The 14,235-nt window shown below is 72.2% G+C and carries 12 protein-coding genes; 7 read left to right on the forward strand and 5 right to left on the reverse strand.

Annotated features, from left to right (window positions below):
• Nucleotides 1-210 precede the first annotated feature (210 nt).
• The 3 genes from AC069R_RS11125 (at nucleotide 211) to AC069R_RS11135 (ending at nucleotide 3,642) form a co-directional block, all read left to right on the forward strand.
• Nucleotides 211-1,266, forward strand: coding sequence for a hypothetical protein (locus tag AC069R_RS11125; protein WP_478766378.1), 1,056 nt, complete (start codon nucleotides 211-213; stop codon nucleotides 1,264-1,266).
• Nucleotides 1,267-1,615: 349 nt separating this feature from the next.
• Entirely contained in the window at nucleotides 1,616-2,338 is a 723-nt protein-coding gene (locus AC069R_RS11130) for an RNA polymerase sigma factor (protein ID WP_478766380.1), read from the forward strand.
• Complete coding sequence (locus tag AC069R_RS11135) at nucleotides 2,338-3,642, forward strand: hypothetical protein (RefSeq protein WP_478766382.1); 1,305 nt, start codon at nucleotides 2,338-2,340, stop codon at nucleotides 3,640-3,642. The genes AC069R_RS11130 and AC069R_RS11135 overlap by 1 nt, the downstream gene beginning before the upstream one ends.
• Nucleotides 3,643-3,903: 261 nt before the next feature.
• Here AC069R_RS11135 and AC069R_RS11140 read toward each other — a convergent pair whose 3' ends face one another.
• Nucleotides 3,904-4,680, reverse strand: a complete 777-nt coding sequence (locus tag AC069R_RS11140; RefSeq protein WP_478766384.1) for a L,D-transpeptidase family protein — start codon at nucleotides 4,678-4,680, stop codon at nucleotides 3,904-3,906.
• An 82-nt stretch (nucleotides 4,681-4,762) separates the two neighbouring features.
• Between AC069R_RS11140 and AC069R_RS11145 the strand changes: the two genes are divergently transcribed.
• Nucleotides 4,763-6,343, forward strand: a complete 1,581-nt coding sequence (locus tag AC069R_RS11145; RefSeq protein WP_478766386.1) for an acyl-CoA mutase large subunit family protein — start codon at nucleotides 4,763-4,765, stop codon at nucleotides 6,341-6,343.
• A 93-nt stretch (nucleotides 6,344-6,436) separates the two neighbouring features.
• Nucleotides 6,437-7,093, forward strand: coding sequence for a leucine efflux protein LeuE (leuE, locus tag AC069R_RS11150; protein ID WP_478766388.1), 657 nt, complete (start codon nucleotides 6,437-6,439; stop codon nucleotides 7,091-7,093).
• A 22-nt stretch (nucleotides 7,094-7,115) separates the two neighbouring features.
• Here the strand turns inward: leuE and AC069R_RS11155 are convergent, their stop codons facing one another.
• On the reverse strand, nucleotides 7,116-8,501 hold the full coding sequence (locus AC069R_RS11155) for an FAD-dependent monooxygenase (RefSeq protein ID WP_478766390.1): 1,386 nt from the start codon (nucleotides 8,499-8,501) through the stop codon (nucleotides 7,116-7,118).
• Between the two features lie 72 nt (nucleotides 8,502-8,573).
• On the opposite strand from AC069R_RS11155, the gene AC069R_RS11160 reads away from it, so the two are divergent.
• Entirely contained in the window at nucleotides 8,574-9,227 is a 654-nt protein-coding gene (locus AC069R_RS11160; protein WP_478766392.1) for a TetR/AcrR family transcriptional regulator C-terminal domain-containing protein, read from the forward strand.
• A 32-nt stretch (nucleotides 9,228-9,259) separates the two neighbouring features.
• Here AC069R_RS11160 and AC069R_RS11165 read toward each other — a convergent pair whose 3' ends face one another.
• Genes AC069R_RS11165 through AC069R_RS11175 form a run of 3 tightly spaced genes read right to left on the reverse strand, consistent with a single transcriptional unit; the run spans nucleotide 9,260 to nucleotide 12,715 of the window.
• Complete coding sequence (locus tag AC069R_RS11165; RefSeq protein ID WP_478766393.1) at nucleotides 9,260-10,402, reverse strand: acyltransferase family protein; 1,143 nt, start codon at nucleotides 10,400-10,402, stop codon at nucleotides 9,260-9,262.
• Between the two features lie 4 nt (nucleotides 10,403-10,406).
• The gene (locus AC069R_RS11170) at nucleotides 10,407-11,741 is read right to left on the reverse strand and encodes a polysialyltransferase family glycosyltransferase (RefSeq protein WP_478766395.1); all 1,335 of its coding nucleotides are present in this window, start codon (nucleotides 11,739-11,741) and stop codon (nucleotides 10,407-10,409) included.
• Nucleotides 11,738-12,715, reverse strand: a complete 978-nt coding sequence (locus tag AC069R_RS11175; RefSeq protein WP_478766397.1) for a glycosyltransferase family 2 protein — start codon at nucleotides 12,713-12,715, stop codon at nucleotides 11,738-11,740. Before AC069R_RS11175 ends, AC069R_RS11170 begins: the two co-directional genes overlap by 4 nt.
• Nucleotides 12,716-12,914: 199 nt before the next feature.
• Between AC069R_RS11175 and AC069R_RS11180 the strand changes: the two genes are divergently transcribed.
• Nucleotides 12,915-14,225: a DUF6716 putative glycosyltransferase gene (locus AC069R_RS11180; protein WP_478766398.1), complete on the forward strand. Its 1,311-nt coding sequence runs from the start codon at nucleotides 12,915-12,917 to the stop codon at nucleotides 14,223-14,225.
• Nucleotides 14,226-14,235 lie beyond the last annotated feature (10 nt).

The following is a 14,235-nucleotide window of genomic DNA, read 5'->3' on the forward strand; positions in this document are numbered from 1 at the left end:
GGATTTGACCCGAGCTATAGCAACCGTCGCCCCGACGACGAGCGCAGGAAGCCCGGATGGACGCCGTGAGGTCGTCCCCGTGCGCAGACAGGGCCGCCGAGCCCGCCAGTCGGTACAGAATGAGCGGGTGGATTACGATCTGACGCGCCTCGGACCTCGCGATTTCGAGCACCTGACCCAGGCGCTCGCCGTCAAAATACTCGGCACCGTGTGTTCGGGGACGGGCGGGATGGTGGCCGCGAGGCGACATTCGATGGTCGGACGAGTTTCCCCACCCCCGACCCTGGTGGCCCGTGGAACGGCTACGGCGTTTTGCAGGCGAAGTTCCGGACTCGCCCGCTCGGTACGTCCGCCGATACCAAGTGGTTCCTCAAGGAAGTTGCTCGGGAGTTGGGAACCTGGGGAGACCCGAACTCGTCTCGGGCCAAAGACGGACCGCTACCCGATTACATGATCCTTGCGACGAATGTGGTCCTGTCGTCGGTTGCGGGATCCGGAGGGATCGATCGCGTCGACAAGAAGATCAGGGAACTCGTGGCCGAGCATCGCCTTCCCCTCAAGGGCTGGAAAGTCTGGCACTTCGATCAGATCCGCACCTTCCTGGACCTCAACCCGGAAATCCGTCAGACCTACGACGCCCTGGTCACGCCGGCGGACGTCCTCGCCGACCTGCGCCGTAGAGCCGAGGCCCAGGAGACCCTGAAGGCAAACGTGCGGTTCAGCCCTGGACATGGACGCGGTGTCGTCACCGAGGACGTCTCCAGGAAAGTCGCCAACCGGCTTCGCCTGCATCACAGTCTCCACTCGATGCCGTTCGGCCGGTCGCTCATCGACGGAGATTCCGGCTGGCTCATCACGGTGCAGCGAGTGCGTTCCGATTCCACGCCCCTTGTCATCAACAAGCTGCTGGAAGCCCGCTGGCTGCGGGCTTTGGCAACCGCAGACGACTGCGTCGGGGTCGCAGGTCGGATTGTGGGCGAGATCTGCGGTTTCCGGCGCATCCTCGTCCTTCGCGTCACAGAGGCTTCGCCTGTCATCACGTACCGGCTTTATGAGATACCCATAGGCCTCGTGATCGACGGGATTCAGGCGGCAAACGGCGGAATATTCAGAACGGTCGGCTCTGGCTTCTACGGCGACTTCAGCCATGGAAACAATGGCCGACTTCTGGGCCTGCGACTGGACAATTCGATCGAAAAGATAAGCATGAAACTCGCGCTCGAATGCGGGATCGATCACGGAACGTGGACCGTCGAGCTGCCGTAGGGGGTGCCGGCGTGGGCAAGGAGGGGAGCGGCAGGACGCGTTGGTCATGCGGAAGCCCCGTGCGGCGGGCGTTGCCCGGCCGGGGTGTGGGGGCCGAACGACGGCCGGGGCCGCCACCCCCCACAGGAGAGGCCCCGGCCGTCGCTCTGAGGGCCGTTGGGCGACCCGTACTCTCTACAGCGCCGTAGGTGCGTTTTCTGTCACACCTCGGGCGTGTTCCGTCCTCACCCTGCGCATACCCGCACCCGGTCACGAGTTAGTTGCATCTTCTACAGACGTGGACGGAGCGAGGTTTCAGGCCGTAACGTGCCATTCGCGCCGACCAGAAGACAGGCGTAAAGGGAGTGCGGTGCTGGGGGACGACGCGGAGCTGACCGCCGCGGTGCGTGCGGCACAGGACGGAGACGAGAGCGCGTTCCGTGCGGTGTACCGTGCCGTGCATCCACGGCTGCTCGGATACGTGCGCACGCTCGTCGGCGACCCCGATGCCGAGGACGTGGCCTCCGAGGCCTGGCTGCAGATCGCCCGCGACCTCGACCGGTTCAGCGGCGACGCCGACCGGTTCCGCGGCTGGGCCGCCCGGATCGCCCGCAACCGTGCCCTGGACCACATCCGGATGCGCGGCCGCCGCCCCGCGATAGGCGGCGACGAGACCGAGCTGACCGGCCGCGCCGCCGAGTCCGACACCGCCGGCGAGGCCATCGAGGCGCTCACCACCGGCCGCACCCTCTCCCTGATCGCCCGGCTCCCGCAGGACCAGGCCGAGGCGGTCGTCCTGCGCGTGGTCGTCGGCCTCGACGCCAAGACCGCCGCCGAGACCCTCGGCAAACGCGCCGGCGCCGTCCGCACCGCCGCGCACCGCGGCCTGAAACGGCTCGCCGAACTGCTCGGCGACGACCCGGAGACGGCCGGCGTCCTGGACGCGCTGCCACCCCAGCGGGACCCCGAGCAGACACCCCGGCCGGCATCGAAGCGAGCGACCCGGCAGGACCCCGAGCGAGAACCGCGTGCACGCGCGGTGACGTCCGCAACTGTGACGCATACGCGCGCGCGGACGCAGAAGGACATGTGATGGCCGACGAGCAGGACAAGTGGCTCAACCCGAGGACGGCGGAACGCCTGTTGCACGGGGAGCCCCTGGAATCCGTCGACCCCTCCGCCCGTGACCAGGCAGAACGCCTGGTCCGGGTGCTCGGCGCGCTGGCCGCGGAGGCGGCCCCGGCCACCGGTGAACTCCCCGGCGAACAGGCCGCCCTGGCCGCGTTCCGCAAGGCCCGCGAGGCCGCCGCGGACGAGCGCACCGCCGCGCTCGCCGCGAGCGGCCCCGGCCGCCGTACCCGTACGGACGCGCGCGCGGGCGCCGCGGGCACCCGCGGCCATGACGCGGGCCTCGTCCGCATCGGCGCCCCGACCCGGACCGCAGCCGCTGCCCGCCGCCCCCGCTGGGGCCGTCCGGTGCGGCTCGCGCTGGCCGCCGTGGTGGCCGCCGGGACGCTCGGCGGGGTCGCCGTGGCCGCCGGCAGCGGGGTGCTGCCCACGCCGTTCGACGTGGAGAAGCCCGGCCCCGCGGTCACCGCCACCGCGGACGCCTCCAGCCGGCCGTCCGCCCCGGCCACCCCGCGGGCGTCCGGCGGCATCGGCGTCACCGGCGGCGGCGCCGACTCCGGCCCGTCCGACGGCTCCGGCGCTTCCGGCGGCTCCGGCGGTTCGGACCGCGCCGGTACGACGGACGGCCGTACGGGTACGGATTCCGGCTCCGGCACCTCTTCCCCGCAGGGCGGCGGCCGCTCGGACGGTGCCGTCGGCGCCTGCCGCGATCTGCGCTCCGGCACCGGGCTGAACGCCGACCGCAGACGCGCCCTGGAGAACCTCGCGGGCGGCTCCGCCCGGCTCGCCCAGTACTGCAAGCTCATCCTGGCCGCCGGCGACCAGATCGCCGGCAACCCCGCCCAGGGCAAGGGCCGCGACCCCGGCGGCCGGGGCTCGGAACAGGGCCAAGGCCAGGGGCAGGGCCGCGGCCGGGGCTCGGGCCAGGGCGGCAAGGGGCAGGGCGGCGGCGGCCAGGGCGGTGACGACGAAAGCCACCCCGGCAGGGGCCACGGCACGGGCCCGCGGCACGGCCAGGGCGGCGGGGACGGAAAGGGCGGCGGGAAGGCGGGCGGCGGCCGTGGGCACGGCGGCGGCAGCCCCGTCGGCAAGGTGCGCATCCGGCACCGCGGTCCCACCGCGCCCGCGCCGGAGCACAACCCCGCGCACAACCCGAAACACCACTCGGCGCACAACCCGGCGCCCGCCCCGCGCGGTCACGGCGGCTCCGCGACCTCCGGCAACCCGCGGCCGGGTCGCACCGCGCCCGTCCCCGCTCCCGCCCGTTGACCAATTTTGATCGCCCATACCCCTCTGACCAGCCACTTTCAGACCTCGCGAAAGTTTTTCCGCGCAGGGTGTGACACTTTTGGCTCCCCCGACGCAGTACTGAGTGAGCCGACTGGTCATCGGCCGTAGCACTGAGCCGGGGTTCCCCCCGTACCCGCGGCTCGTGCACATGGCGCGGGCGGGACATGTTCCCCCGGTCCCGCCCGCGCCCCAAAAGCCCGGCCGCTCGGCCACCCGCCGGAATCGCCGGACCCACCCGCCTCACCGGTACACGACGACCCTGTCGCCCACCCGCACCTCCGCGAACACCCGCGCGATCGCCGCCTCGTCCCGTACGTTCACGCACCCGTGCGAGCCCCCGGCATAACCGCGCGCGGCGAAGTCGTACGAGTAGTGCACCGCCTGGCCGCCGCTGAAGAACATCGCGTACGGCATCGGCGAGTCGTACAGGGTCGACACATGGCGCCGGGACTTCCAGTAGACGCGGAAGACGCCCTCGCGGGTCGGGCTGCGGCGGGAGCCGAAGCGCACGGCCATCTCGGACACGGTCCGCCCGTCGACCATCCAGCGCAGCGTCCGGCCCGGCTTGCTGATACACAGCACCCGCCCGGTCAGACAGCGCGGATCGGGCGCGGCGGCGGGCTGGCCGCCCATCAGATACAGCTCCCATCTGCCCGGCGCACGGGTCATCGCCAGCAGCCGCCGCCAGGTCACGCCGTCCGTGACGCCGGTGACCGGCAGCCCGCGCTTGCCCTGGAAGCCCCGTACGGCCCGTTCGGTGAGATCGTCGTACGACCCCGTGGGCCCGTCGAACAGCCAGCCCAGTTGCCGCAGCCGCGCCTGGAGTTCCCGTACGCCCGGCCCGCTGTCACCCGGCCGCCACAGCACCCCCGGCATCGCCCCCGGCGCCCCGGCGGACAGCGGGTCCCCGCCCCATGGCCGGCCGTCGGCGCCCAGCGGCCGGACGGTGCACCCGCAGAGCGCGGCGAGGGCGGCGAGCACGGTGAGTGCGGCGAGGGTCCTGCCCCTGGTCCTCATCCCCGGATGCTTCCCCACGTGACCGCCGCCGAACGACGAGGCATGGTGAGGAGGTACCAGAGGTGCGTACCGCGGAGGCGTCATGGCGCGTGAGTCGGAGTCGGGCCTGCCGATCGAGCCGGTCTACGGGCCGGACGCGCTGACCGGCTGGGACCCGGCCGAGCGGCTCGGGGAACCGGGGTCGTACCCCTTCACCCGCGGGGTCTACCCGAGCATGTACACCGGCCGCCCCTGGACGATGCGCCAGTACGCCGGTTTCGGCACGGCGGCGGAGTCCAACGCCCGCTACCGGGAACTGATCGCCCACGGCACCACCGGTCTGTCCGTCGCCTTCGACCTGCCCACTCAGATGGGCCACGACTCCGACGCGCCCCTCGCGCACGGCGAGGTCGGCAAGGTCGGTGTGGCGGTCGACTCGGTCGAGGACATGCGGGTGCTGTTCGACGGCATCCCGCTGGACCAGGTCTCCACGTCCATGACGATCAACGCTCCCGCCGCCCTGCTGCTGCTCCTGTACCAGCTCGTGGCCGAGGAACAGGGCGTCCCGGCCGACCGGCTGACCGGGACCATCCAGAACGACGTGCTCAAGGAGTACATCGCCCGCGGCACCTACATCTTCCCGCCGAAGCCCTCGCTGCGGCTGACGGCGGACATCTTCCGGTACTGCACCGCGGAGATCCCCAGGTGGAACACGATCTCGATCTCCGGCTACCACATGGCCGAGGCGGGCGCGTCGCCCGTGCAGGAGATCGCCTTCACGCTCGCCGACGGCATCGAGTACGTGCGCACGGCGGTCGCGGCCGGGATGGACGTGGACGACTTCGCGCCGCGCCTGTCCTTCTTCTTCGTGGCCCGTACGACGCTCCTGGAGGAAGTCGCCAAGTTCCGGGCCGCGCGCCGGATCTGGGCGCGGGTGATGCGGGAGGAGTTCGGCGCGAAGAACCCCAAGTCGCTGATGCTGCGCTTCCACACGCAGACCGCCGGGGTCCAGCTCACCGCGCAGCAGCCACAGGTGAACCTGGTCCGGGTCGCCGTCCAGGCCCTCGGCGCGGTCCTCGGCGGCACCCAGTCCCTGCACACCAACTCCTTCGACGAGGCGATCGCGCTGCCCACCGCCACCTCCGCGCGGCTCGCCCTGCGCACCCAGCAGGTGCTGGCCCACGAGACGGACGTGACCGCGACCGTGGACCCCTTCGCCGGGTCGTACGCGGTGGAGCGGATGACCGACGACGTGGAGGCGGCGGCCGTCGCGCTGATGGACCGGGTCGAGGAGCTGGGCGGCGCGGAGGCGGCGATCGAACAGAGCTTCCAGAAGGCCGAGATCGAGCGCAACGCCTACCGCATCGCCCAGGAGACCGACTCCGGGGAGCGTGTGGTCGTCGGCGTCAACCGCTTCCGGCTGGACGAGGAGGAGCCGTACGAGCCGCTGCGGGTGGACCCCGCCATCGAGGCCCGCCAGTGCGAGCGGCTCGCCGCGCTGCGCGCCGGACGCGACCGGCGCGCGGTCGACACCGCCCTGACCGCCCTGAAGAAGGCCGCGGAGGGCGACGACAACGTCCTCTACCCCATGAAGGAGGCGCTGCGGGCGCGGGCCACGGTGGGCGAGGTGTGCGGGGCGCTGCGGGAGGTGTGGGGGAAGTACGTCCCGGCGGACACCTTCTGAGCAACCGTCCACCGACCCCGGCCAAGCGTCCGTCGGGCGGCTGTTCACCCCGGTCGGGGCCCGTTGTCGTACCCCCGTGCGACACTCCTTTCCATGTTCGGTGTCGTCCATCTCCCCACGTATCTCGCGGGCGTGGCCCTGATCGTGCTGCTCCCCGGTCCCAACTCGCTCTACGTGCTGTCCGTCGCCGCCCGCCGCGGGGTGCGGGCCGGGTACACCGCGGCCGCCGGGGTGTTCTGCGGGGACACCGTGCTCATGACCCTGTCCGCCGCCGGCGTCGCCTCGCTGCTCCAGGCCAACGCGCTGCTGTTCGGGATCGTGAAGTACGCCGGTGCCGGTTATCTGACCTGGCTGGCGCTCGGCATGCTGCGCTCCGCCCGGCGGTTGTGGCGGACCCGGCGGGAGCAGGCGCCCGCTCAGACGGCGGCGGAGCAGGCGGGCGCCGCCGCCGGGGAACGCCCGTACCGGCGCGCCCTCGTCGTCAGCCTCTTCAACCCGAAGGCGATCCTGTTCTTCGTCGCCTTCTTCGTGCAGTTCGTCGATCCCGGTTACGCGTACCCGGCCCTGTCCTTCGTCGTCCTCGGCGCCTTCGCCCAGCTCGCCAGCGTGCTGTACCTGAGCGCCCTCATATTCGGCGGCACCCGCCTCGCCGCCGCCTTCCGCCGCCGCAAGCGCCTGTCGGCGACGGCCACGACGGCGGCCGGTGCGCTGTTCCTCGGGTTCGCGGTGAAGCTGTCGCTGGCCTCGTGAACCGGTCCCGGCGAGCCGGGGTTCAGCGGATGCCGACGCCGTCGAGGTAGGCCGCCAGGTCCTCCGTCGCCGTCTCGCCGGCCCAGCCGACGTAGCCGTCCGGGCGGATCAGGAAGACGCCGGGGCCGTAGGACGCGGGGGCCGACGGCAGGGTCCGGATGCCCGCGCGCGGGGCGGTGGCGGCGCCCAGCAGGGTCCAGTGCGGGCCCCGGAGGAGGTCGAAGAGGCGTCCGCCGGGCAGTTCGGCGTCCGGTGCGCGGTCGCCCGCGCGTACCGGTCCCGGCCCGGTCCGCGTCTCGGCGCTGAGCGACGACTCCCGGTAGCCGACGCCGAGTTGGACGGTGGCCCGGCCCCGCCGGACCTCGCCGCGGTGCACGCCGGTGGACAGCTCCAGCATGGCCGCGGCGTTCGCCTGCCGCTCCTCCTCGTACGTCTCCAGCAGCGACTCGGGGGCGCCCCGCAGCACCGCGTCCAGCTTCCAGCCGAGGTTGTAGGCGTCCTGCACGCTGGTGTTCAGGCCCTGTCCGCCGGCTGGCGAGTGCACATGCGCGGCGTCGCCCGCGAGGAACACCCGGCCCACCCGGAACCGGTCCGCGAGCGCCGCCCGCGGCCGGAACTCCGAGGCCCAGCGCACCTCGGTCACGTCCTGGGCGGCCAGGTGGGTGTACCGGGCGACCAGTTCGCGCACGCCGTCCGCGCTCACGTCCGGCTCCGAGCCCTCCGGCAGCCGCGCGGCCAGCTGGAACTCCTCGGTGCCGGCCAGCGGGCAGAGCCCGAGGACGCTGCCGTCCGCCGCCGGGAAGGCGTGCCAGTACTCCCGGTCCAGGCCCCGCACCCGCAGGTCCGCCACCACGAACGGCGCCGGGTCGACGCTCTCTCCGGTCATCCCGACGCCGAGCGCCCGCCGGATCCCCGAGCGTCCGCCGTCGGCCGCCACCACATAGCGCGCGCGGACCGCCGTACCGTCGGCGAAGGCCACGTCCACGCCCTCCGCGTCCTGCGTCAGGCCCGTGACCTCGCGCCCGAAGGCGACCTTGCCGCCCAGTTCCGCGAGCCGCGCGTACAGGATCTCCTGGGTGCGCCACTGCGGGATCATCCGCGGCGCCGGGTACGGCGTGCCCGCGTCCGGCTCGAACCGCTCGAACATCGACTCCTCGCCGACCCGCTCGCCGTCCCGCCACACCATCCGGTCCGGGTAGGGCCCGCTCGCCGCGAGGACCGCGCCGATGACGCCCAGGTCGTCGAAGACCTCCTGGGTGCGGGGCTGGATCCCCTTGCCGCGCGAGCCCGGAAACAGGGCGTCGGCGCGCTCCACGAGCCGGGCCGCGACCCCGCGCCGGGCGAGGTCGATGCCGAGGGCGAGTCCGGTGGGGCCCGCGCCCACGATCAGGACATCCGTCGTATCCATGGCCACATCTCCTTAACGTCGTTAAGTGCCGTCGGGCATGAGCGTGCCCTTAACGCTGTTAAGCTGTCAAGTGTGAGTGCGGAACGACGATCGCCCCTGGACCGTGCGCGGGTCGCCGACACGGCGCTGCGGCTGCTGAACGAGGTGGGCCTCGACGGGCTGACCCTGCGCGCCATCGCGAAGGAGCTGGACGTCAAGGCGCCCGCCCTGTACTGGCACTTCAAGGACAAGCAGGCGCTGCTGGACGAGATGGCGACGCAGATGTACCGGCGGATGGTCGCCGGCACCGCGCTCGACCCCGCCGACACCTGGTCCGAACGCCTGCTGAAGGTCAACCGCGGCCTGCGCGCCGCGCTGCTCGGCTACCGCGACGGCGCCAAGGTCTTCAGCGGCTCGCGCTTCACCGGCACCGACCACGCCCCCGCCCTGGAGGCGAACCTCCGCCTGCTGACCGGCGCCGGGCTGACCCTCGCCCAGGCCGTCGACGCGGGCCGCACGGCCACCGCCTACACCATCGGCTTCGTCACCGAGGAACAGGGCATGCGCCCCGGACCGGGCGACGGGCAGGTCCGCACCGACATCGCCGACCGCGCCCGCCGCCTGTCCGACTACCCCCTCGCCGCGGCGGCCGGCGAACTCCTCTTCGACGACTACGACCGCCAGTTCGAGGAAGGACTGGCGGTCGTGATCGCGGGAATCGGGGCGCGGTACGGGCTGGCCCCCTGAGCGCGGGGCGGCGCCCTGAGCGTAAGCGGCCTCTAAGCCCCGGCGGGGTTCCGTGTCTTCAGTGCCCGTCTCAGCCGCGGGCCGAACGGTTTCTCCACGAAGCGGTGCATGAGCCAGGCCAGGGCCAGCATGATCAGGACGGTCGCCCCCAGGGTCGCCGCCGAGGGCAGCCCGAGCAGCCGGTGCAGGACCCGGATGACGAACCAGCCCAGGTGCTCGTGGACCAGGTAGAAGGGGTACGTCAGCGCGCCGGCCGTGGTCAGCCAGCGCCAGGAGGCCCAGCGGGTCCAGCCCAGCGCCACCGCCGCGACGACGGCGAAGGAGAGGGTGACGACCAGGACCACCACGTAGGGGTCGCGGTGCAGGCCGGAGTGGCCGGTCGGGTGCCACAGGCCGCGGGTCGCCTCGCTCTGGCCGAGCAGCCAGGACACCGCGACGATGCCCCACAGCAGCAGGTCGCTGCCGAAGCGGTGGATCAGGTAGAGGGCGAGACCGCCGATGAAGTAGGGCGCGTACTCGGGCATGAGGACCTGGTCGGTCAGCGCGTTGCCGGTGGTGCGGCAGAGCACCAGGGCCAGGGTCCACACGGAGCAGAAGAGGACCACGCGCCGGTAGGTGACCCCGCGCACCACGACGAACAGCGCGAACAGCGCGTAGAAGCGGACCTCGGCCCACAGCGTCCAGCACACGCCGAGCACCCGTGTCGCGCCCATCGGCTGCTGGAGCATCGTCAGGTTGACCAGGAACTCGTCCAGCCGGACCGGCTTGACGACGGCGGGCAGGACCAGGGACGCCGCGGTGACCAGGACCAGCGCGACCCAGTAGGCGGGGTAGAGGCGGGAGACGCGGGAGCGGAAGAAGTCGCCCAGGGTGCGGCCCCAGCTGCTCATGCAGATCACGAAGCCGCTGATCACGAAGAACAGCTGCACGCCCAGACAGCCGTAGACGGCCGCCCGGCTCAGGGTCGGGAAGACCACGGACGGGCTCTGGTGCCAGGACTCGGAGATCGTGCCGCCGCGCCCGGTGTAGTGGTAGAGGCAGACCATCAGCGCGGCCACCAGCCGCAGCCCGTCGAGGGCGAGGAGACGGCCGCGGCGCCCGGTGGGCGCGGGCGCCGAGGTCCCCTCCGGGGCGGGTATCGGGACGTCGTCGAGGGCGGGGGAGGGCGAGGTCATCGGCTCAGCTCCGTACGGTCCTGCGCAGGCTGCGCGCCTTCTTCGCCACCCTGCGCACGGTCGCGTTGCGCGGGATGAACGCCAGCTGTGCGGGGATCCCGCCGGGCAGGGCCAGCGAGGTGAGCCGGCGGCGCTTGAAGTAACGGGACGTGCGCGGGCCGAAGTTGGCCGCGAGCCATGCCTCCGCCTCCGCGCGCAGCCCCGGCAGGATCTTCGGCTGCATCGCGAAGCCCACCGCCCGCACCAGCGCGCCCAGCCGCTCCACGTCCATGCCCGGCCGCCGCCCGGTGACCGCGTCCGCGTCCGCCAGGTCGGGCAGCAGGGCGTCCACCACGGTGACCGGGATCCGGTTGCTGTTCTCGTACGGCGTCAGCCGCGCCAGCAGCAGTTCGGTGCCCACGCGGGCGACCGGCAGGCCGTAGAGCGCGGAGGCCGTCAGCAGGGCCGTGGAGAAGCAGCCCACGACCAGCGCGGGGCGCATCCGCTGGTACAGCACCTCGGCGAGGACCGGCGTGTCCACGACGGTCAGCGCCACGCCGAACCGCTCCGCCGCCTGCTCCAGCGAGCGGGTGTAGCGGGCCGGGGCGGTGGGGTGCGGCTTGAACACGACCGTGGTGTGGCCCAGTCCGGCCACGCCCTCCAGCATCCGCACATGCAGGTCCTCCTCCTGCTCGGCGGTGAGGATGTCCAGCGCCGACAGGTACTGCCCGAGCAGCAGCGCGGGCTCCTCGGCCTCGGGCAACTCCTCGGCGAGCGGCGCGAGTTCCGCGAGTACCTTGGTGAAGGCGGAGGTCGGCACCAGCTCGCCGGGCACCCCGAACTCGGTCAGCAGCAGCGGGGTGAGGCCCGGCACCAGGTCCAGGTGGAGCAGCCGGTCGACACGGGTGCCGACCAGCGGGTCGATCTTGTTGCGCGTGGGGCCGTACGACATCAGGCCGTCGGCGTAGACCGTGACCGGCGCGCCGTTGAAGATCTGCCCGAGCGCCAGCGCCGGGTTGACCTGGATCGACTCGACGGCCAACGCCACGTCGTCGGAGCCGAGTTCCCACTCGTGGCGCAGGAAGCGCTCCCACAGCGGCATGTCGTCCACGCGGGGGGCCCAGCCGCCCGGATGGAAGGGGAAGATCGTCTCGTTGTACGAGATCACCTCGTCGAACCGGTCGCGCAGCCGCTCGAAACCGGGCATCCCGTCCGGCCCCGGCGTGGTCTCGGGCGTCACCGCGTTGTTGCAGACCAGCAGGATCCGCCGGTCGGCGGGGTCGAAGCAGCCGGAGTCCAGGGCGGCGGCGAGGGTGGCGATGCCGTACAGGGTCGACGCCTGGAAGATCTGGGTGGTCACGCGGCGGCCCCCGCGGCGACGGGGCGGCGGCGCAGCCGGCGCAGCTTGGTGGCGCGCAGGAGGTCCATGGAGTCCAGCGCGTCGTCCAGCACGTCCTGCGGCATGCGGCGCAGCGCGGCGGCACTCAGGGATTTCAGTTTCTTCGCCACCGCGGGCTCAAACCTTTCGATGGATCCCAGATGATGGGAAATGATGGCGCAATAGGTGCGCACCGCCTTCGGCAGCAGCGCGTCCGCGTCCCGGTCCTTCGCGGTTTCCGCGATCACCTGGTCGAATGCGCGGATGAAATCGAGCTGACGCACATCACCGATCTGCGTGAGCGAGGAGGCGACCCCGCGCCGGTAGAACACGCCGAGCAGGCTCACCGCGGCGAAGGATTCCGCCTCCCGGTGCAGTTTCCAGATCCACGGCCGGTCCTCGGCCGTGCGCAGCCCGTCGGTGAAGTGCAGCAGGCCCTTGTCGACCAGCCTGCGGTGGTAGGCGCCCGCCCAGGCGAACGCGTAGTCCACCGAGGTGGAGCGGTCCGCGGGCAGGATCGCCTCCCGCGGGCTGAGCACCCGACCGCGCCTGCCGACCGGCACGCGCTGCACCTGGCGGGCCCGCGCGGTGCACTGCACATGGTCGGTGCGGATGAAGTCGACGCCCAACTCCTCGATAGCACCGACAAGTTGGGAGTAGTAGCCGGGAGCGAGCCAGTCGTCGCCGTCCAGGAACGTCAGATACTCGCCGCGCGCCCGGTCGATGCCGGTGTTGCGCGCGGTCGCCAGACCTCCGTTCTGCTCGTGCCGGACCAGGACCGCTCCGGGCAGCTCGCGCTCCGCGCGCGCGAGAATTTCGGGCGTCCCGTCGCGGGAACAATCGTCGACGAGAATGAATTCGAAGTCCTCACGCGTGTTCGCCTTCAGGCTCCTGAGCGTGTCGGGCGCGTATGACTGCACGTTGTAGAACGGCACGATGACGGAGAGCTTGACCACGTCAGGGACGTTAGGGGGGATGCCCGTCATTCGTCTTGACGCCTTGCTTGATACTGGGTGAATGGCACGTGGCGAAGCTGTGAACCGGGCTGTTTCCGGGGCCGGTCGCGAGCCGATTCGTCATTCGGCGATGTGCTGTTAACCGTTTGTTGCATTCCGGTTGGGCGGAACGGCGGAATCGCTTCCTAGCGTCTTGGACGTGCCAGCAAGTGCCAAGAAGTCCCTGCGGGTCGCCGTCCTCGCGGACTCCGACACCCGGTGGAAGTGGGGCGCGCTCACCGCGCGGCGACTCACTCCGGCGGCTGCCGAGGTCCGGCTCGACGGCTACCTCCTGCGCGGACGAGCCACCCCGACCGCCCGCCAGCTCCAGGAGATCGGCGTCCGCGCCGACTCCCTCAGCGAGGTCACCGGCGTCGAGTTCCTGCACGCCATGAGCCAGGAGCCGTACGACATCCTGGTGTTGGCGCTCGTCGGCGGCGGGGTGCAGGCCATGCTGCACGGCCTGCGCAACACGTGGGGCACCGGCCCCCGGCCCGTCGTCGTCACCGGCTACGTCGGCGTCGTCTACGAGAAGCTCGCCGACGGCCTGCTGCTGCGGCACGGCGCGGACCTGGTCCTCGCCAACTCCCGCCACGACGCGGACCGGTTCCGCGCCGTGTACGAGGGGGTCGGCGCGGACGCCTCCGCGGTCACCGAGGTCGCGCTGCCCTTCCTCGGCGGGGCGCCCTACACCGGTGAACACGAGCCCTACACCGTGGTGTTCGCGGCCCAGCCGTCCGTCCCGGACAACCGCCGCGACCGCACCTACCTCCTCGACCGCCTCATCCGGCACGCCCGCGCCCACCCCGAGCGGGAGGTGCTGCTCAAGCTGCGCTCCAAGCCCGGCGAACACACCACCCACATCGAGGAGCTGCCCTATCAGAAGCTGGTCCAGGGCAAGGACGTACCCGCCAACTTCCGCCTGGTGTACGGCCACATGGGCGAGGTCCTCGACCGCACCGACCTGCTGGTCACCATCAGCTCCACGGCCGCCCTGGAGGCCCTGCACCGCCGGATCCCCACGGTCGTACTGACCGACCTCGGGGTGCGCGAGGCGCTGGGCAACCACCACTTCACCGGCTCCGGCTGCCTCGCCTCCTGGGACCAGCTCGACGCCGGCCACCGGCCCGCCCCCGACGCGGAGTGGGTGGCCCGGCAGGGGGTCGCGGCCGACGGAGGGTACGAGACCGCCTTCGACACGGCCCGCGAGCGCATCGCCAAGCTGCTCGACCGCCCCGGCGGCCTGCCGCCCCTGACCCCCTACTACACCCCCGAGACCGCGCCCGGCTATCTGCCCGGCATCCTCGCCCGCCACCACCTCGGCCCCGACGGCGCCCCGCTGCCCGGCGCGCCCACCGCCGGCAAGGCCCCCGGACCCGTGCGTCAGATCGTGCGCCGGGCCGCGCGCGGCGCCTACCGGCACGGCGTCCAGCGGGTCGCCCCGGTGATCCGGCGGATGGGGGAGCTGTGACCTCTCAAGG

This window comes from Streptomyces sp. NPDC043952, assembly GCF_056435325.1.